Genomic DNA, 19082 nt, shown 5'->3' on the forward strand with positions numbered 1-19082 from the left:
TTCTCGCTATTTAATTTCTATTAAAAGAAACCTAATTTATTTTTATCGTAAGAGATTAACATGTTTTTAGTTTGACGATAGTAATTAAGCATCATCACATGATTTTCTCTACCAAATCCAGATTTTTTATAACCTCCAAATGGCGCATGTGCAGGATATGCATGATAACAATTAACCCAAACACGACCAGCTTTTATAGCTCTTGGTATTTGATATAGTTGGTGCGCATCTCGTGTCCAAACACCAGCACCTAATCCATAAAGTGTATCGTTAGCAATTTCCAAAGCTTCAGCTTCGTCTTTAAATTTAGTAACACAAACTACTGGTCCGAAAATTTCTTCTTGGAACACTCTCATTTTATTATGACCTTCAAGTATAGTTGGTTTAATATAAAATCCGTTTGCTAAATTACCTTCTAATACATTAGCAGAACCTCCTGCTAGTACTTTTGCACCTTCCTCTTTTCCTATTTCTATATAAGATTTTATTTTTTCGTGTTGATCTTTAGACGCTTGCGCACCAACCATTGTATTTACATCGTACGGATTATCTTGAATTATAGCATTAGTTCTTTCTACAACACGCTTCATAAATGCATCGTAAATATCTTCTTGTACTAAAATTCGAGAAGGTGCAGTACACACTTCTCCTTGATTAAATGCAAATAAAACAGCACCTTCTACAGCTTTATCTAAATAAGCATCATCATGATCCATGACAGAATTAAAGAATACGTTTGGAGACTTACCACCTAACTCCATAGTTACAGGATTTAAGTTTTTAGAAGCGTATTGCATAATTAACTGCCCAGTAGTTGTTTCTCCTGTAAAGGCTACTTTATCTACTTTAGAACTTGAAGCTAATGGCTTTCCTGCTTCTGGACCAAAACCATGGACTATATTTATAACGCCCGGAGGAAAAACATCTGCTATTTTCTCCATTAATAAAGTCGTTGTAGATGGTGTTTGCTCTGCAGGTTTTAAAACCACACAATTACCAGTTACTAGTGCTGGCGGTAATTTCCAAGACAACATTAATAGTGGGAAATTCCATGGAATAATCTGACCAATTACACCTAATGGTTCTTTTATATTTAAGGATAGTGTATTTTGATCTAGCTCTGCTGCACTTCCTTCTTCCGAACGAATACAAGCAGCAAAGTAACGCCAATGATCTACTGCCAAAGGAATATCTGCATTTAATGTTTCACGAATAGGTTTTCCGTTATCGCAAGTTTCCATGATTGCGAACTCCTCTAAATTAGCCTCAATAATATCTGCTACTTTATTTAATAACGTCGCTCTTTCTGTTGCTGAGGTATTTCCCCAAGCTTCTTTTGCTGCATTAGCTGCGTCTAAAGCCATCTCTACATCTTCTTTTTGAGAACGCGGATATTTAGCTATTAAACTATTATCGATTGGAGACGTATTTTCGAAATATTGTCCGCCTATGGGTTCTACAAATTTTCCGTTTATAAAATTGCCATATTTCTCTTTAAACACCGGTTTAGAATAACTCATACAAAATCTTGTTAAATTAATAATTAGATAATTTTTTTATATAAAAAATACATTATCTTTATTTTTGATAAAGTTATTTTATCATATTCTAATTATCTTGAACGTATTTATCATAGTTTTGAACATATCTCTTATTTAAGTGTTTATGTATTAAAATTTAGTAATATTGAGTATGAAGTCCATTTTAAATCAACATAGAAATAGTAGAAAACTGACCACTTTAGTGGAAAACAGAACGACATATAATGCTGATTATGCAGAACTTAATATTTTTGAAACTCACGCTTTCGCGGAAAAAGTGTCGTTAACATTTGATTTTCCGGTTATAGCAAGTATGCTTACTGGCAAAAAAGTGATGCATCTTGATGGTTTTGAAGCTTTTGATTTTTTTACAGGCGAATCTGTTGTGATGCCATCTCATAAGGAAATGATAATTGATTTTCCAATTGCTACAAAAAATAGCCCAACGCAATGTTTAGCACTAGGTATTGATGCTTTTAAAATTGATGAGGTTGTTGAAAAATTCAATCAGCAAGTTGCCATTGAAAATGAGAATAAAGATTGGAATTTAGATGAAACTGCTTCGCATTTAATAAACAATACAGATGTTAATCATTTAATTGAGCGTCTAACCTACACCTTTACTAACAATAATAAATCGAAGGATGTGTTGTTAGATTTAATGATTCAGGAATTAATTATTAGGCTTCTGCAAACCAAAGCCAAGTCTTTAATTATAAACGATCCTAACCAAGTATTTAACGATACCAGAATTGGAACTGTTATTAAGTATATAAAAGACAACTTAACGAATAAAGATATTAGTGTGGACTTACTAGCCAAAAAAGCTTACATGAGTACATCTCACTTCCATAAACAATTTAAAAACACATTAGGCGTCTCTCCTATTGATTATATAAATTCTGAAAAGATTAAGTTTTCTAAAAAACTTATTAAAGAATCTAAAGATTTTAGAATGTCGGAAATTGCATTTAAATCTGGATTTAATAATACCAGTTACTTTAACAGACAGTTTAAAAAAATGGAATTAATGACGCCTCAACAATTTAAGGCGTCTATTAATAGAGCTTAAATATTTTTCATTCGCTTAAAATAAGCTTTCGCTTCTTTTACTACTTTTGGTGCTAAAATTAATGTCGCTGTCATTGTTGGTATTGCCATTAATGCAAATATGCCATCTATTAAATTAATCATTAAAGCCAACGAAGTTGTTGCTCCTAAAATAATACTTAAGATATAGAAATAGTTATAGTAATGTTTGTTTTTATCTCCTATTAAAAACGACAAACATTTTCCGCCATAATACGCATAAGAAAATAAGGAAGACACGCTAAACACTACAATACAAAGTAGCAATAAATACCTACCATAAACTGGCATTGCTGCTCCAAAAGCATTGGCTGTTAAACTTACACCATTAGCTTCTGTTGTTTGCCAAACTCCTGTAACTAAAATAGCTAAAGCGGTTAATGTACATACAATTAATGTATCTATTGCTGGACCTAACATTGCTACCAAACCTTCACGAATAGGCTCGTTAGTTTTTGCCGCTCCATGTGCTAAAGGCGCAGTACCAATACCTGCTTCGTTAGAAAAAGCACCTCTACGAACACCTAAAACTATTAGACCGCCTAACAAACCTCCTAAAAAGGCATCACCTTTATAGTTTTCAGCTGCAAAAGCATCTGTAAAAATCAATTTAAAATAGGTCGGGACAACTTCCGCATTAGCGAATAAAATAATAAGAATCAATACAAAATATAACAATACCATACTTGGCACTAGCTTAGATGCCACTTTGCTTATTCTATTTAAACCACCAAGAATTACTATAGATGTTATTACTACTAAAACAATGCCTATTATTAAGTTAGAAGTAAAATTTACTACTATTCCATTTGGCTTTAAAACAATATCGTTAATGGCTTGCGTTAATTGATTGACGTTAAAAACAGGCAATGCTCCTATTAAACCGCAAAGACTAAAAAATACTGCTAATGGTTTCCAATGCTTACCAAGACCTTCCATTATAAAATACATTGGTCCACCTTGTGTTTTGCCTTCACTATCTTTACCTCTGTACATAATTGCTAAACTCGACGTAAAAAATTTTGTAGACATACCAATGATTGCACTAACCCACATCCAAAAAACAGCACCTGGTCCACCAATAGAAATAGCAACTGCAACACCAGCTATATTTCCCATACCTATGGTAGATGATAATGCTGTTGTTAAGGCTTGAAAATGTGAAATTTCTCCAGCATCTTCTGGATTATCATACTTACCACGAAGTACTTGTATAGCGTGGCCTAAATAACGAAATGGTAAAAATCGTGAAAGCACAAGCAGATAAAAACCGCCTCCAATTAGTAAAATTAGTAATGGCAGTCCCCAAACGAATGAGGCAAAATCTGCTATAAAATCGTTTATTAATTTATACACGTAAATTGAGTTTAGACTTTAAATATAACCTATTATCTTTACACTTTTAAATATCTCTTTTATTTGAACCCAAATAGATTATATTTTATAGATGCCGTACGTGCATTTGCTATTTTAATGATGCTTCAAGGCCATTTTATTAGCACACTCTTAGACCCTATTTATAACGATAATACTAAAACCATTTACAACATATGGTATTATTTTAGAGGTATTACCGCTCCAGTATTTTTTACTATTTCTGGTTTAGTTTTTATTTACTTAATATTAAAAGCCAAGGCTAAAGGTTGCGATAAAGCGAGAATAAAAAAAGGCTTAGAACGTGGTTTAATGTTAATTGCCATAGGCTATTTATTACGTATTCCTTTTTTAGGTTGGTTATACGGTAGTTTTAATACTTACTTTTTAATAATAGACGTTTTACAATGTATAGGCTTATCCTTAATACTGCTTATTGTTTTGTATATTTTATCACTTAAAAAAGATCGTATATTATCTGTTGTATTATTAGTTAGTGGCATTTTATGTTTTTTATACGAACCTATTTACAAAGACCTAAATTTTAATCGGCTACCAGAATTATTAGCGAATTATCTAACCAAAGCTAACGGTTCAATTTTTACCATTTTACCGTGGTTTGGATTCGTTGCTTTTGGCGGTTTTTTAGCTACAATATTTTTTAGACATGTACATAAAAAACGGTTTAGATTAATAACTTCTATTTTGTTTTTTATCATCGGTTATTTATTAATAACATGCTCTTCTTGGGCTTTAATGAAGCTTTACTATTTAACAGATGTAGAAATATTTAAGGCTTCTGCATATTATAATTATCTGTTTACTCGCTTTGGAAATGTGCTTTTGCTATTTGGTGTTTTTTATAGCTTAGAAAACTTTTTAAAACAATCTATAATCTCGAAAATTGGAGAGAAAACCCTATCTATTTATTTTATTCATTTTGTTATTATTTTTGGAAGTTTTACAGGCGTTGGCTTAAAACATTTTTTCTACCAAAATCTAACACCAATAGAAGCTGTTATTGGTGCTATACTATTTGTTGTGGTGGTTTGCTTTATTTCTTTTTATTATGTAAAAACGAATGCATTTATTTATAAGCAGATACGTAAACTATATTTTAAATTAAAACGATAAAGTTTAAATGTAAGTTGCTTGTTTTATGAACAAAAAAAACCTCACTAGTTTATACAACAGGTGAGGTTTATCTATTTAATAAAAATACTTTTAAGCTAAATACGCTAAAACATTTTTCTCTATACGTTCTTGAATATTAGAAACATCTGCTTTTACAAATGGTTCTCCCATTATATTCTCGAAAAGTTCGATGTAACGTTCTGAAACTGTTTCAATATACTCATCGCTCATTACAGGAACTGTTTGCCCTTCTAATCCTTGAAAATCGTTAGCAATTAACCATTGTCTTACAAATTCTTTAGACAATTGTTTTTGTGTTTCACCTTTATCTTGACGTTCTTGATAACCATCTGCGTAAAAATAACGTGAAGAATCTGGTGTATGGATTTCATCGATTAAAACAATTTTTCCATCTTTAGTTTTTCCAAATTCATATTTAGTATCTACAAGAATTAATCCGCGAGATGCTGCTATTTCAGTTCCGCGTTGAAATAATTTTCTTGTATAATCTTCTAAAACAATATAATCTTCTTCTGTAACTATTCCTTTTAACAGAATGTCTTCACGCGAAATATCCTCATCGTGATCTCCCATTTCAGCTTTAGTTGCAGGCGTAATAATAGGATTAGGAAACTTATCGTTTTCTTTCATTCCTTCAGGCATTGCAACGCCACAAAGCATGCGCTTTCCTGCTTTATACTCCCTAGCCGCATGACCAGACATATAACCACGAATTACCATTTCTACTTTAAAAGGTTCGCACAAGTGTCCAACAGCGACATTAGGATCTGGAGTTGCTGTTAACCAATTTGGTACTAAATCTTCGGTAGCTTTCATCATACTTGTTGCTATCTGGTTTAGTATTTGCCCTTTATATGGAATTCCTTTTGGCATTACAACATCGAACGCACTTAAACGATCTGTTGCAATCATTACTAATTCTTCGTCGTTTATATTATAAACGGCTCTTACTTTGCCTTTATAAAGACTTTTCTGATTTGGAAACTTAAAATTGGTGTCTGTAATTGTGTTATTAGCCACGAGTGTAATAGTTTTTAGTTGTGTGTTGTGTTACCTATATTTTAGGTGTTGCAAAAATATTGATTAATTTTAAATTTAATATCATTCTTAGCATTTTCAATTAAGAAAATATATAGAATTTAAAATAAAAAATATAGCAAAAAGCAAGTTCCTAAGTTTCAAAAAAAACTATCCTTCGATGTTTTCTATGTTTTTATACGCTGCAATTACTGCTTTTACTAATTTATGACGCACTACATCTTTATCGTCTAAGAAAACCATACCAATACCATCTACATCTTTTAAAACCAATAAGGCTTCTTTAAGTCCGGAAACAGTACGTCTTGGTAAATCTATTTGTCCTGGATCGCCTGTTAGCAAAAACTTAGCGTTTTTTCCCATACGTGTTAAAAACATCTTCATTTGTGCGTGCGTTGTGTTTTGTCCTTCGTCTAAAATCACAAATGCATTATCCAAAGTACGTCCACGCATAAAGGCCAAAGGTGCTATTTGTATGGTACCATTTTCTATGTATTGCGCTAATTTTTCGGGAGCAATCATATCACGAAGTGCATCGTAAAGTGGTTGCATGTATGGGTCTAATTTTTCTTTTAAATCTCCTGGAAGAAACCCTAAATTCTCACCTGCTTCTACTGCCGGACGCGTTAAAATAATTCGTTTTACTTCTTTATTTTTTAATGCTTTTACCGCTAATGCAACACCTGTATAGGTTTTCCCTGTTCCTGCAGGACCAATAGCAAACACCATATCGTTTTTACGCATAAGCTCTACCAACTTACGCTGGTTTGCTGTTTGGGCTTTTATTAGTTTCCCATTTACACCATGCACTATGGTTTCTCCGCTTTTTGCAGTGGTATTATAATCTTCACTACTATTACTTGTTAATACACGTTCTATTGCGTTTTCGTCTAATTTTTTATGTTTAACAAAATGTTTGGTTAACATTTTTAGTTTTCTACTAAACTCGTCTAAAAGTTCTTCTTCACCAAAAGCCTTAATTTCGTTACCACGTGCAACAATTTTTAATTTAGGAAAGTGTTTTTTTAAAAGTTTAATATTTTCGTTTCCAGCTCCAAAAAATTCTTTCGGAGTGATTTCTTCAAGTTGAATTATTATTTCGTTCAAAAGCGTATCGTTTTAATTAAGAATTTCTATTCTATTTTCTTAGTTTTGTTCTTTGTTATAAACTTAAGGAAGTTAGTTAACTTTTAAGACTATTAATCAATAAAAATATCAACAATTACTAAATGGCAATTATCACATTAACTACAGATTTTGGTGAGAAAGATCACTTTGCTGGTGCGATAAAAGGTGCTATTTATAGCGAATTACCAGATGTAAGGATTGTTGACATCTCGCATTCTGTATCACCATTTAATATTCCTGAAGCTGCTTATATTATACAAAATGCATATAGTAGTTTTCCAGATGGCACCATACATATTATTGGTCTTGACTCTGAAATTAACCAAGAAAACAAACATATTGCCATAGAATTAGACGGGCACTTTTTTGTGTGTGCTAATAATGGAATTATGAGTATGATTTGTGCAGAAATAGTACCAAAACAAATTGTAGAAATTAATATTCACGATAAAATTGAAACCAGTTTTCCTGTACTAGACGTTTTTGTTAAGGTTGCCTGCCACATTGCTCGTGGTGGAACTTTAGGTGTTATAGGTAAAAGCATAAGCACTATTAAACCTATAAGAAACCTTGAACCTTATATTAACGATGAAAAAACACAAATTATAGGAAGCATAATTTATATCGATAATTACGGCAACGTAGTTACAAATATTAAAAAGTCATTTTTTGAAAATATACAAAAAGGACGTGCTTTTGAGGTTTCGGCAAGAAGCCACAAGTTTAAAAAAATACACGCTAAGTATAGCGATATTATAAATTTCGATATACCCGAAGAAAACCGAAACGATGAAGGTCGTGGTTTGGTGGTTTTTAACTCGTCTAACTATTTAGAAATTGCCATTTACAAAGGTAATACTGGCAACGTTGGTGGTGCTAGTAGTTTAATGGGTTTAAAACTACGAGATACTGTTACAATTAATTTTGTGAAACCAGTATCGAATGTTCCATTATAAAGAATTACTGTACTTTTAAAAAGTTAAACAAAATTAGATTTCGCTTACGCGGAAATAAATAAAATAGATATAATTTATGTTTGTAAGAATTGTTAAATTGAGTTTCGCCGAAGAAAATATAACACCTTTTTTAGCAAATTTTGAAACGGTAAAAGAAAAAATTCGCAGCTTTGAAGGTTGTCAACGTCTTGAATTATATCGCGATAAACACAATACAAACATCTTTTTTACGTATAGTTATTGGAATACTGAAGACGATTTAAATAACTACAGACATTCCGATTTATTTAAAGGTATTTGGGCAGAAACAAAACCTATGTTTAATGCTAAGCCAGAAGCTTGGAGTGTGGATAAATTGGAGAGTTTAAAATAACAGGATCAATTCATGAACTTCAACAACAAAGTTATATGGATAACCGGTGCCTCTTCTGGAATAGGCAAGCATTTGGCTATAGAATTATCTAATCTGGGTGCAAAACTTATATTATCTTCTAGAAATATTGAAGCATTAGAAATTGTTAAGAACCTATGCAATCAATCATCAGAAATTAAATTAATTACTCTAGATTTAGAAGATTATAATACTTTTAAACTAAAAGTAGAAGAAGCTATTTCTGCTTTTAAAACTATAGATATTCTAGTAAACAATGGAGGTATTAGTCAACGCTCTTTTACAAAAGAAACAAGCATTGACGTAGACAAACGTATAATGGATGTTAATTATCTAGGAACAGTTGCATTAACAAAAGCATTATTACCTCATTTTATAAAAAACCAAAGTGGTCATTTTGTTACAACAACAAGTATAGTTGGAAAAATTGGCACACCCTTACGCTCTAGCTACGCAGCAAGTAAACATGCGTTACATGGTTTTTTTGATAGTTTAAGAGCCGAAATACACATAAACAATATTGCAGTTACTTTGGTTTGTCCAGGTTTTGTTAATACCAATATATCTTTAAATGCATTAACTGGAAACGGTAAAGCACAAAACAAAATGGATAATGCTACCAAAAACGGAATAGCACCAAAACATTTTGCTAGATTAATGGCTAAAGCAATATATAAAAAGAAGCAAGAAGTCTATATTGCTGGCTTTAAAGAAAAATTAGGCGTTTATACAAAACGCTTTTTCCCAAAATTGTTATCTAAAATGATACGCAAATTAAGCGTAACCTAAATTTAGTAGTACTTTTACAAAAACACAAGAATTTAAATGTTAGCACTCTTAAAAAAAGAAATAAACTCGTTTTTCGCTTCACCAATTGGTTATTTGGTGATTGCTATATTCTTATTATTAAATGGCTTGCTTTTATGGCTATTTAAAGGTGAATTTAATGTTCTCGATTATGGTTTTGCAGACCTATCATCGTTCTTTTTATTATCGCCTTGGATTCTTATTTTTCTTATTCCTGCTGTTACTATGCGTAGTTTTAGCGACGAAAAAAAACAAGGTACTTTAGAGCTTTTATTAACCAAACCTATTTCTCATTTACAAATTGTACTTGGTAAATATTTTGGAGCATTTTTATTAATAATTTTAGCACTTATACCTACTCTACTCTATGTTTATACTGTTAACCAATTAGGTAAACCTGTTGGTAATTTAGATGTTGGGAGTACTTTAGGTTCTTATTTAGGGCTACTATTTTTAGTTGCAGCTTATACGGCAATTGGTATTTTCTCTTCTACTTTAAGCGATAATCAAATAGTCGCTTTTATTATAGCCGTTTTTCTATGTTTCTTATTCTATGTTGGTTTTGAAGGCTTAGCAGATATTTTAGGAAGCTTTGTAGAGCAAATAGGTATGGCATCTCATTTTAAAAGTATGAGTCGTGGCGTTCTAGACACCAGAGATATTATCTATTTTTTAAGTGTTACTGCGCTATTTATATTTTTAACCGTAAAACGTATAAATGCAGAAGGCTCTCAACCTATAAAATGGTTACATCTTGCTATTATCCCTATAGCTTTAATTGTTTTAAATGTTACTAGTACAACTATATACAAACGTTTTGATTTGACTTCAGATAGTCGTTATACTTTAAACGAAGCCTCATTAAATGTTATAAAAGATGTCGATTCTCCAATATTGATTGATGTCTTTTTAGAAGGCGAAGATTTTCCTTCAGAATTTAGAAGATTACAAACCGAAACAAGACAATTACTAGAAGAATTTACAGCATATAATAGTAATATAAAATTCAATTTTATAAATCCTATTGAAGACGAAGCTACTCGCGAACGCAACATAGCTCAACTTACAGATCGTGGCTTAACACCAATGCAATTAAGCGTTCAAGATAATGGGAAGCAATCGCAAACTGTAATTATACCTTGGGCTTTGGCAAGCTACAATAACCAAACGGTAGATATTCCTTTAGTTAAATACAAAGTAAATGCCAACCAACAAGAATTGGTAACAAACTCTGTACAACACTTAGAATATGCCTTTGCCGATGGTTTAAGCAAACTTATAAACCCTAAAAAAAGGAAAATTGCAATTTTAAAAGGAAATGCAGAACTTGAAGATCTTAAAATAGCAGACTTTTTAACCACGCTTGGTCAATACTATTACATTGCTCCTTTTACATTAGATAGTGTGGCTACAAACCCACAAAAAACGGCTAAATCTCTAAACACTTACGATTTAGTAATTGCAGCTAAACCTACAGAAGCATTTTCTGAAGAAGAAAAATATGTACTCGACCAATACACTATGAATGGTGGCAAAAGTCTATGGTTAATAGATAAAGTTGTCATGGAAAAGGACAGTTTATTTAATCCTGAAGGCAAGAATATTGCAATTCCTAGAGATTTAAATTTAACAGATTACTTTTTTAAATACGGTGCACGTATTAATCCTTTATTAACGAGTGTTAAGAGTCAGAATATTGGTAGAATAACTTTAGAAACTGGTCAAGATGAAAGCTTAAAGCTTCAACATTTTTTATGGCCCTATTCGCCATTAGCATTAAGCGATGTTAACCACCCAATTACTAATAATTTAAACTTTGTAAAGTTTGACTTTGCAAACCAAATAGACACGCTTAAAAACGACATTAAGAAGACTATTTTACTTAAAACCGATAGACCAAGTCGTCTAGAAGGTACTCCAAAAGAGATAAATCTAAGTTTTGCTTTAACAGAGCCAGATTCTAAGCTTTTTACTAAAGACAGACAAAACCTTGCTGTGCTTTTAGAAGGTGAATTTACATCGGTTTATAACAATCGTGTAAAGCCACTTCAATTAGAAAATGACAAAACAAAAAGCGCCGAAACTAAAATGATAATTATTGCCGATGGAGATGTTATTAAAAACGACATAGACAAAGGTAGACCAACAACTTTAGGGTTCGATAAGTGGACAAAAGAGACTTATGGCAATAAAGAATTTTTGCTTAATGCTGTCAATTATCTTTTAGATGACGACGGACTTATAAACATTCGAAGCAAGGAAGTAAAAGTTGCGTTTTTAGATCAAGCAAAAATTGCTAAAGAAAAAACAAAATGGCAAACCATTAATATTGTGTTGCCTTTACTGCTATTAGGCTTGTTTGGCTTTGTTTTTAACTTTTTAAGAAAACGTAAATACGCTAAAAAAAGTTAAAATTAGCATCACTATTTTTTCGTTTTAATGAAAAAATTCTGTTAATAAGTTTGTTTCTGTTTTAGGCAGTTAAACAATATATTTGTAATAACTAATTATTGAGAATTTAACGACCAATATACATATGAAGTTTATAGTTTCAAGTACATACTTACTTAAGCAATTACAAGTATTAGGAGGTGTAATTAACAGCTCTAATACCTTACCTATTTTAGATAATTTCCTTTTCGATATCGATAATAACGCATTAACTGTTTCAGCTAGTGATTTAGAAACGACTATGTCTTCAACTTTAGATATAGAAAGCGATAGCAAAGGAAGTGTTGCTATTCCTGCACGTTTATTATTAGACACTTTAAAAACGTTTCCGGAACAGCCGTTAACCTTTACTGTTGAAGAAAATAACACTGTAGAAATTAGCTCTAATCATGGTAAATACGCTTTAGCTTATGCAGATGGTGCAGAATTTCCTAAAGCTGTAGCGCTTGAAGATCCTTCTAGTACAACTATAGCCGGACATATTTTAGCAACTGCTATTAGCAAAACTATTTTTGCTGCTGGTAACGATGATTTAAGACCGGTAATGAGTGGTGTTTTCTTTCAGTTTTCTACAGACAACTTAACGTTTGTTGCAACTGATGCACACAAGCTTGTAAAATATACTCGTGAAGATGTTTCTGCTTCTCAAGTTGCAGAATTTATTATGCCTAAGAAACCTTTAACATTGTTAAAAGGTATTTTATCTGCTAGTGAAGAAAATGTAACAATTGATTATAACGATTCTAATGCAAAATTCACTTTTGAGAATACTGTATTAATTTGTCGTTTAATTGATGGTAAATATCCTAATTACGAAGCGGTTATCCCAAAGGAGAATCCGAATAAATTAAGTATTGATCGTACTCAGTTTTTAAACTCGGTAAAACGTGTTAGTATTTTCTCTAACAAAACAACACACCAAATTAGATTAAAAATTGCTGGTGCAGAACTTAATATCTCTGCCGAAGATATCGATTACTCTAATAAAGCAGAAGAGCGTTTAACTTGTGATTATCAAGGAGACGATATGCAAATTGGTTTCAACTCTCGTTTCTTAACAGAGATGTTAAACAATTTAAGTGCAACAGATGTACAATTAGAAATGAGTATGCCTAACAGAGCCGGAATTTTAACTCCTATTGATGGATTAGATGAAGGTGAACATGTAACAATGCTTGTTATGCCTGTTATGCTAAATAGCTAGTAACCTGACTACTAAATATTATATAAAATAGATTTTTCTATAAATAGAAAAATCGCCAATATTATAAAAACGCAACCTCTCGAGGTTGCGTTTAGCTTTATAATACTACTGTAGAACGATTAATTTTGTCTCTAACATAAATTTAATTGATGTTTGTTAATATAATAAATCAATATTTCTGATTTATCACGCTAATTAATCTGAAACAAAATGAAACATCAAATTAAAGTACTATTACTAATCCTGTCTTGCACAACACTATTTAATTGTAGTTCGAATGATGATTCAATTAAAAACATTAACAGTGAAACAGATTTTATTGGGGAATGGTTACGTAGCGATTCTACAGAAGATATTCAATATAAAATGGTTTTTACAAAACAAGTTTTAGAAAGTGATTCTGAAAAAATAGGCTACATTATTAGCAGTGTTACCTATAGTACTGGAGAGGCTACATCTAGTTTAGGTGATTTTAATTGGAACATTAATAACGATGTATTGACTTTAGATAAAGTTGTAACAACTTTTCAATTTTCATCTAATAGAGATGCGTTGCTTTTACCAAGTTTTTCGGAATTAGAATTTATAAAACAATAGTAAATATATTATAGCTATAAATTAAAAAACGCAACCTCTTCAGGTTGCGTTTCTCTTTATCTTAAAATAAAATTCAACTAACTAACAAAATTATAAGATAAAGGTATTTTCTTTTTACTTACTAGTTTATAAAATTATAGCTTAATGGATATGTAGGGTTTTCTCCATTATTAGCTTTAATAGCATTAATAATTGGAAACAATACTGAAACAACTCCCAATACAATAAAGCCTACCAATCCAAGTCCAAATAATAGAATTAAAGGAATACAAATTATAAAGTTTACAATTAAACTTAATTGGAAGTTAATAATTTTCTTTCCTTGCTCGTCTATTTGGTAATTTTCGTCTTTTTTAGTGAACCATATTATTAATGGTACTATTAAACCTCCAAAACCTGTTATTGCGGTTAGCAACTGACTTAAATGAGTTAATACTAATAATTGTCTATCTTCTTTCATAGCGTTTTGATTTAGTGTGTTGAAATAAATTCAACTGATTGATTGATACTTATATGACGCTAGTCTCACAAAAATGTTACAGTTTTATTCAAAAAAAATTATAAAAACAAAAAAACTCATTCTACTCTAAAAATAGAGAAAAATGAGTTTCTGTTAAATAATTATTTTTATAGCTATAATCTAGCTTAGCAACACACTAAAAAATTAATGAGGCAATTTATTTCTTAAAACACCATAAACAAAAGTTCCTATAAGTGCTCCTAGAATTAAAACTAGAATACTTGGTAGCATTGAACCTAATAATACGTACATAGGTCCTGGACAAGCTCCTGCTAAAGCCCAACCTAAACCAAAAATAATACCTCCAGTAATATATCTTGTAAACCCTTTGTCTTTTGAGTTTATTATAATCTCATTCCCACTAAAATCTTTAGATTGATTTCGTTTTAAATACTTAACAACTATAATTCCTAAAACAACCGCAGATCCAATAATGCCATACATGTGAAAGCTTTTAAACTGAAACATTTCGTAGATACGAAACCATGAAGCAACTTCAGATTTAATAAATAATATGCCTAGAAATAAACCGATGCCAAAAAATGATAAAAATTTCTTCATAACTCTAAAAAATTAAAGGGAATATAAGGTGTACCATTATTAGACCACCAATAAAAAAGCCTATTACGGCAATTAAAGATGGTAACTGTAAATTACTTAGACCAGAGATAGCGTGACCAGAAGTACAACCTCCTGCATAACGCGCTCCAAACCCAACTAAAAATCCACCAATTATAATAATAGCAAATCCTTTAACGGTTAATAAGCTTTCTAAACTAAACAACTCTGTTGGTAAAAATGCTGTATTTGTACTATTAATACCTAATTCTTGAAGTTTCGCAACTACATCTGGATTTATTTGAGGAGCTGTAGGAGTTAAAAATTGTAAAGCAACAAATCCTCCAACAATAACACCAGCCACAACATATAAATTCCAAGAATCTTTTTTCCAATCAAATTTAAAAAAATCAGCAAATTTTCCTGCTCCTCCAATAGAACACATGGTTCTTAAGTTTGAAGACATTCCGAATTTCTTACCCATTTTAAGGAGTAGAAACATTGTTAATGTAATTAACGGCCCGGCAACGTACCATGGCCAAGTACTATAGATTATATCCATATTTGGGTTTATTATTTTTTAAGTGTTGATGGGCAAACGAAATCTGAAACAGGAATACCTGCTTTTTTAATAGCTCCCATCCCTCCTGCTACATCTACTAAATTATGAATACCTCTACTTTTTAATATAGAAGCTGCAATTACTGAACGGTAACCACCACCACAATACACATAAAAAGGTTCGTTTTTTGGAAATCCTGATAAATGAGCGTTTAAATCATCTAAAGGTGTGAAGTTTGCATTTTCAACATGTCCTGCAATAAACTCTCCTTCTTTTCTTACATCAAAAACCGGAATAGTAGCTTTTTCTAATCTTTCTTTAAATTCTTCCGCAGAAATAGAAATTAAGTCATCAGTTTCCTTTCCTGCTTCTTTCCAAGCCTCAAAACTACCACCTAAATACCCTAAAGTATTATCGAAACCTACACGAGATAATCTTGTAATAGCTTCCTCTTCGTTTCCTTTATCTACAACCAATAATAATGGCTGTTTTACGTCTGCAATTAATGCTCCAACCCAAGGAGCAAACCCACCTTTTAAACCTATAAATATAGAACGTGGAATGTGTCCTTTAATAAATTCTGACTGGTGACGAACATCTAAAACCAATGCCTCAGTTTCATTTGCTGCTGCTTCAAAAGCTTCTGGAGATAAGGCTTTTGTTCCTTTTTTAATTACTGTATCTATATCTTCGTAACCTTCCTTATTCATTTTTACATTTAAAGGAAAGTATTTTGGTGGAGGTAACAAACCATCTGTAACTTCTTTTACAAATTCAGCTTTAGTCATGTCTGCTCTTAAAGCATAATTCATAGCTTTTTGGTTACCTAAAGTATCCACTGTTTCTTTCATCATGTTTTTTCCACATGCAGAACCTGCGCCATGTCCTGGATATACTGTAACATCGTCTGCTAACGGCATAATTTTAGAACGTAAACTATCGAAAGATAAACCTGCAAGATCTTCCATAGTCATATCTGCAGCTTTTTGTGCTAAATCTGGTCTTCCAACATCACCTAAAAACAAAGTATCACCACTAAATATAGCATGGTCTTTTCCGTTTTCATCTTTTAATAAATACGTTGTACTCTCCATAGTATGACCAGGAGTATGCAATGCTGTAATAGTTACTTTTCCTAGTTTAAACACTTGATTATCTTCGGCTATTATGGCATCAAAAGATGGGTTTGCTGTTGGTCCATAAACTATTGGAGCTCCAGTTTCTTTAGATAACGTTACATGTCCAGAAACAAAATCGGCATGGAAATGTGTTTCGAAAATATATTTAATTTTAGCGTTATTACTTTCCGCTTTAGCGATATAATTTTTCACTTCACGTAAAGGATCTATAATTGCTACTTCTCCTTCACTCTCTATGTAATATGCGCCTTGTGCAAGGCAACCCGTATATATTTGTTCTATTTTCATCTTAATTCTATTTTAAATTTTACCAAAAACTATATTTATTTTGATGCTGTTTATTTTTAATTTTTCAAATTTACTAATGTTTTTAAATAACCAAAGTAACATAGCTATAATACTAACTCCTTTAAAACTATGTAAATTGACATAGCTAATACAAACCAACCAAAGCTCTTTTTTAATTTTTTTCCAGAAACAAATTTAGAAAAATAGCCACCTACTAGAATCCCAATTATTGTTAATAATGAAAATGTTAGTAGAAAAAACCAATCTACGTCTATAGTTTGTACATCTCCACAAAAACCGATTAAAGAGTTTATTGCTACAATAATTAAAGAAGTTCCTACCGCTTTTTTCATATCTAAACCAGCCCAAAGTACTAATGCAGGAACATATAAAAAGCCACCTCCTGCTCCTATAAGTCCTGTAATAACACCAATAATTACACCTTGAATAAACGTTTTGTAATAAGGCTGAGGAACATTGCTTACAGCCTTGCTTTGTTTTGATTTAATCATTGAAAATGCAGCCAAAAACATAATTATTGCAAAAAATATCATAATTGCCATTCCTTTAGACAATGAGAAATCTCCTACAGTAAAAAGTGTTTCGGGTATTGCTGGTACTAAATAACGTCTTGAAATAAAGACTGCAAGAAATGATGGAAAACTAAAGGCTAAACCTGTTTTAAAATCTACTAATCCTTTTTGATGCTTTTGAATAACTCCTACTAAAGACGAAGAACCTACTACAAATAATGAATAGGCTGTTGCAATAACTGGATTAAAACCTAAGAAATAGACTAATAAAGGTACAGTAAGAATAGATCCTCCGCCTCCAATTAAACCTAATATTCCTCCAATAAAGAAAGCGCCTAAATAAGTTACTATTTGTTGTAAATCCATTTTTTAAGAAAAGTTATTGGGCAAATTTAATTAACTTTTTAAGTATTTATTGTAACAATAGTTACAATAACTATAAGTCTAGAATTTTTATATTGTTTCTACTAAGTTTAATTTTACCATTAATTTCAAGCTTTTTTAAGAGTCTAGATATTACAACTCTAGAAGTATGCAAGTCGTTTGCAATGTCTTGATGCGTTACAATAATAACTTCGTTATGGTTAACCATTGCCTTATCTTTTAAATACTTAAACAATCTCTCATCCATTTTTAAAAAGGCTATAGTATCTACAGCTTCTAGCAACTCTGTCATGCGATCGTGATAGCTTTGCAAAATAAACTTTTGCCAAGTTTTATACTTACTTAACCAAGATTCCATTTTTTCTACAGGAATCATTATTAGTTTTGTATCTGTTTCTGCAATGGCTCTAATTTCACTTTTTGAACTCCCCAAACAGCAAGATAATGTCATGGCACAAGTATCACCTTGTTCTATAAAATATAAGATTAATTCATCTCCTTTTTCGTCCTCCCTAAGAATTTTTATAGCACCTTCTATAAGTAAAGGCATCGATTTAATATAGTCTCCAATCTCTATCAGTTTGGTTCCAGGATCTATTTCTTTGTAAATACCGACTTCGTTAATTTCTTGAAGCAAATCATCTTCAAATAAATATCCGTATTGTTCTGTAAGTGCTTTTAACATAACTATTTTTAGTCCTGCAAATTTAAGGTTTTGCCTTCCCTATCGTGCAAAATATTTTATATTTTACGCGATAAACAAATTGCAAAAGCCACTAAGAATACTAATAATAAATTATATAACTCTTAAAAGCTTGTTAAATAAACCACTTAAACGTATTTTACGGTTTTATACCGAAAATTAATTTTGTATATATCTTAATTAATTCTTAAAATATAATATCTGCTATATTTGCTTTATGACAAAAATCATTAAATGTGCTTTACTTATTGACGACGATAAAGTTACAAACTTTTATAATAAAAGAGTTGTTAGTAAACTTGATAACTTTCAAGAAGTAAACACTGTTACTAATGGCCAAATGGCATTAGATTACATTATTAATTCTAAAAACGGTTTATGTAAAAAACCAGATTTAATTTTTTTAGATATTAATATGCCCGCAATGAATGGTTGGGAATTTATTGAAGAGTTTAACAAATTAGATACCTCTTTTACTTCAAGTATTAAAATAGTTATGCTTACTACTTCTAATAGTAAAGAGGATTATGAAAAATCTTTATCTAATGCTACTGTAGATGATTTTATAAATAAACCTCTATCTGTAGACTTGCTATCAAACCTTATAGAAAATCACTTTTCTATAGAAACATATTAATTTAGTTATTATTACTTATTTTTTTAA

19 protein-coding genes are annotated in these 19082 nt (G+C 31.2%); 9 read left to right on the forward strand and 10 right to left on the reverse strand.

What is annotated here, in order from left to right; all coding sequences use genetic code 11:
- Positions 1-20: 20 nt before the first annotated feature.
- A complete protein-coding gene (locus Q0935_RS03045; RefSeq protein ID WP_299382249.1) occupies positions 21-1520 on the reverse strand; it encodes an aldehyde dehydrogenase family protein in 1500 nt (499 codons plus the stop codon).
- 172 nt (positions 1521-1692) lie between these two features.
- On the opposite strand from Q0935_RS03045, the gene Q0935_RS03050 reads away from it, so the two are divergent.
- A complete protein-coding gene (locus tag Q0935_RS03050) occupies positions 1693-2613 on the forward strand; it encodes an AraC family transcriptional regulator (RefSeq protein ID WP_299382251.1) in 921 nt (306 codons plus the stop codon).
- Here Q0935_RS03050 and Q0935_RS03055 read toward each other — a convergent pair.
- Positions 2610-3986 carry a sodium:alanine symporter family protein gene (locus Q0935_RS03055; RefSeq protein ID WP_299247029.1) on the reverse strand — a complete coding sequence of 459 codons (1377 nt, stop codon included), beginning with the start codon at positions 3984-3986 and terminating at the stop codon, positions 2610-2612. The genes Q0935_RS03050 and Q0935_RS03055 overlap by 4 nt on opposite strands.
- A 63-nt stretch (positions 3987-4049) precedes the next feature.
- Between Q0935_RS03055 and Q0935_RS03060 the strand changes: the two genes are divergently transcribed.
- On the forward strand, positions 4050-5138 hold the full coding sequence (locus Q0935_RS03060; protein WP_299382253.1) for a heparan-alpha-glucosaminide N-acetyltransferase domain-containing protein: 1089 nt from the start codon (positions 4050-4052) through the stop codon (positions 5136-5138).
- A 90-nt stretch (positions 5139-5228) separates the two neighbouring features.
- Here Q0935_RS03060 and Q0935_RS03065 read toward each other — a convergent pair whose 3' ends face one another.
- Positions 5229-6179, reverse strand: a complete 951-nt coding sequence (locus tag Q0935_RS03065; protein ID WP_299382255.1) for a phosphoribosylaminoimidazolesuccinocarboxamide synthase — start codon at positions 6177-6179, stop codon at positions 5229-5231.
- Positions 6180-6347: 168 nt separating this feature from the next.
- Entirely contained in the window at positions 6348-7304 is a 957-nt protein-coding gene (locus tag Q0935_RS03070; RefSeq protein ID WP_299382258.1) for a PhoH family protein, read from the reverse strand.
- Positions 7305-7426: 122 nt separating this feature from the next.
- Between Q0935_RS03070 and Q0935_RS03075 the strand changes: the two genes are divergently transcribed.
- The 6 genes from Q0935_RS03075 (at position 7427) to Q0935_RS03100 (ending at position 13731) form a co-directional block, all read left to right on the forward strand.
- On the forward strand, positions 7427-8281 hold the full coding sequence (locus Q0935_RS03075) for an SAM-dependent chlorinase/fluorinase (protein ID WP_299247022.1): 855 nt from the start codon (positions 7427-7429) through the stop codon (positions 8279-8281).
- A gap of 76 nt (positions 8282-8357) precedes the next feature.
- On the forward strand, positions 8358-8654 hold the full coding sequence (locus tag Q0935_RS03080) for a putative quinol monooxygenase (RefSeq protein WP_299247020.1): 297 nt from the start codon (positions 8358-8360) through the stop codon (positions 8652-8654).
- Between the two features lie 12 nt (positions 8655-8666).
- Positions 8667-9461: an SDR family oxidoreductase gene (locus Q0935_RS03085; RefSeq protein WP_299382261.1), complete on the forward strand. Its 795-nt coding sequence runs from the start codon at positions 8667-8669 to the stop codon at positions 9459-9461.
- A 36-nt stretch (positions 9462-9497) separates the two neighbouring features.
- Positions 9498-11891 (forward strand): gliding motility-associated ABC transporter substrate-binding protein GldG, encoded by a 2394-nt coding sequence (gene gldG / locus Q0935_RS03090; RefSeq protein ID WP_299382263.1) that lies wholly within the window; start codon positions 9498-9500, stop codon positions 11889-11891.
- A 124-nt stretch (positions 11892-12015) separates the two neighbouring features.
- On the forward strand, positions 12016-13134 hold the full coding sequence (dnaN, locus tag Q0935_RS03095) for a DNA polymerase III subunit beta (protein WP_299247014.1): 1119 nt from the start codon (positions 12016-12018) through the stop codon (positions 13132-13134).
- A gap of 210 nt (positions 13135-13344) precedes the next feature.
- Positions 13345-13731: a hypothetical protein gene (locus tag Q0935_RS03100; protein WP_299247012.1), complete on the forward strand. Its 387-nt coding sequence runs from the start codon at positions 13345-13347 to the stop codon at positions 13729-13731.
- Between the two features lie 121 nt (positions 13732-13852).
- On the opposite strand, the gene Q0935_RS03105 is transcribed toward Q0935_RS03100, so the two are convergent.
- The 6 genes from Q0935_RS03105 to Q0935_RS03130 form a co-directional block, all read right to left on the reverse strand.
- On the reverse strand, positions 13853-14191 hold the full coding sequence (locus Q0935_RS03105; protein WP_299247010.1) for a DUF4870 domain-containing protein: 339 nt from the start codon (positions 14189-14191) through the stop codon (positions 13853-13855).
- A gap of 204 nt (positions 14192-14395) precedes the next feature.
- On the reverse strand, positions 14396-14812 hold the full coding sequence (locus tag Q0935_RS03110; protein WP_299247008.1) for a DUF6691 family protein: 417 nt from the start codon (positions 14810-14812) through the stop codon (positions 14396-14398).
- Between the two features lie 4 nt (positions 14813-14816).
- Positions 14817-15371 carry a YeeE/YedE thiosulfate transporter family protein gene (locus tag Q0935_RS03115; protein ID WP_299247006.1) on the reverse strand — a complete coding sequence of 185 codons (555 nt, stop codon included), beginning with the start codon at positions 15369-15371 and terminating at the stop codon, positions 14817-14819.
- An 11-nt stretch (positions 15372-15382) separates the two neighbouring features.
- A complete protein-coding gene (locus Q0935_RS03120; protein WP_299382266.1) occupies positions 15383-16798 on the reverse strand; it encodes a rhodanese-like domain-containing protein in 1416 nt (471 codons plus the stop codon).
- Positions 16799-16902: 104 nt separating this feature from the next.
- Positions 16903-17697, reverse strand: a complete 795-nt coding sequence (locus Q0935_RS03125) for a sulfite exporter TauE/SafE family protein (RefSeq protein WP_299382268.1) — start codon at positions 17695-17697, stop codon at positions 16903-16905.
- Between the two features lie 70 nt (positions 17698-17767).
- Complete coding sequence (locus Q0935_RS03130) at positions 17768-18400, reverse strand: Crp/Fnr family transcriptional regulator (RefSeq protein ID WP_299382270.1); 633 nt, start codon at positions 18398-18400, stop codon at positions 17768-17770.
- A gap of 235 nt (positions 18401-18635) precedes the next feature.
- Here Q0935_RS03130 and Q0935_RS03135 point away from each other — a divergent pair, with 235 nt between their 5' ends.
- Positions 18636-19055, forward strand: coding sequence for a response regulator (locus tag Q0935_RS03135; RefSeq protein ID WP_299246999.1), 420 nt, complete (start codon positions 18636-18638; stop codon positions 19053-19055).
- Positions 19056-19082 lie beyond the last annotated feature (27 nt).

The organism is uncultured Lacinutrix sp. (assembly GCF_947500605.1).
In the GTDB taxonomy this organism is placed as follows: domain Bacteria; phylum Bacteroidota; class Bacteroidia; order Flavobacteriales; family Flavobacteriaceae; genus Lacinutrix.

Bases quoted from the DNA above. Each gene is read 5' to 3' on its own strand.
- Q0935_RS03045 (WP_299382249.1), bottom strand. From the start codon at position 1,520: ATGAGTTATTCTAAACCGGTGTTTAAAGAGAAATATGGCAATTTTATA.
- Q0935_RS03050 (WP_299382251.1), top strand. From the start codon at position 1,693: ATGAAGTCCATTTTAAATCAACATAGAAATAGTAGAAAACTGACCACT.
- Q0935_RS03075 (WP_299247022.1), top strand. From the start codon at position 7,427: ATGGCAATTATCACATTAACTACAGATTTTGGTGAGAAAGATCACTTT.
- Q0935_RS03080 (WP_299247020.1), top strand. From the start codon at position 8,358: ATGTTTGTAAGAATTGTTAAATTGAGTTTCGCCGAAGAAAATATAACA.
- Q0935_RS03085 (WP_299382261.1), top strand. From the start codon at position 8,667: ATGAACTTCAACAACAAAGTTATATGGATAACCGGTGCCTCTTCTGGA.
- gldG (WP_299382263.1), top strand. From the start codon at position 9,498: ATGTTAGCACTCTTAAAAAAAGAAATAAACTCGTTTTTCGCTTCACCA.
- dnaN (WP_299247014.1), top strand. From the start codon at position 12,016: ATGAAGTTTATAGTTTCAAGTACATACTTACTTAAGCAATTACAAGTA.
- Q0935_RS03100 (WP_299247012.1), top strand. From the start codon at position 13,345: ATGAAACATCAAATTAAAGTACTATTACTAATCCTGTCTTGCACAACA.
- Q0935_RS03105 (WP_299247010.1), bottom strand. From the start codon at position 14,191: ATGAAAGAAGATAGACAATTATTAGTATTAACTCATTTAAGTCAGTTG.
- Q0935_RS03110 (WP_299247008.1), bottom strand. From the start codon at position 14,812: ATGAAGAAATTTTTATCATTTTTTGGCATCGGTTTATTTCTAGGCATA.
- Q0935_RS03115 (WP_299247006.1), bottom strand. From the start codon at position 15,371: ATGGATATAATCTATAGTACTTGGCCATGGTACGTTGCCGGGCCGTTA.
- Q0935_RS03120 (WP_299382266.1), bottom strand. From the start codon at position 16,798: ATGAAAATAGAACAAATATATACGGGTTGCCTTGCACAAGGCGCATAT.
- Q0935_RS03125 (WP_299382268.1), bottom strand. From the start codon at position 17,697: ATGGATTTACAACAAATAGTAACTTATTTAGGCGCTTTCTTTATTGGA.
- Q0935_RS03130 (WP_299382270.1), bottom strand. From the start codon at position 18,400: ATGTTAAAAGCACTTACAGAACAATACGGATATTTATTTGAAGATGAT.
- Q0935_RS03135 (WP_299246999.1), top strand. From the start codon at position 18,636: ATGACAAAAATCATTAAATGTGCTTTACTTATTGACGACGATAAAGTT.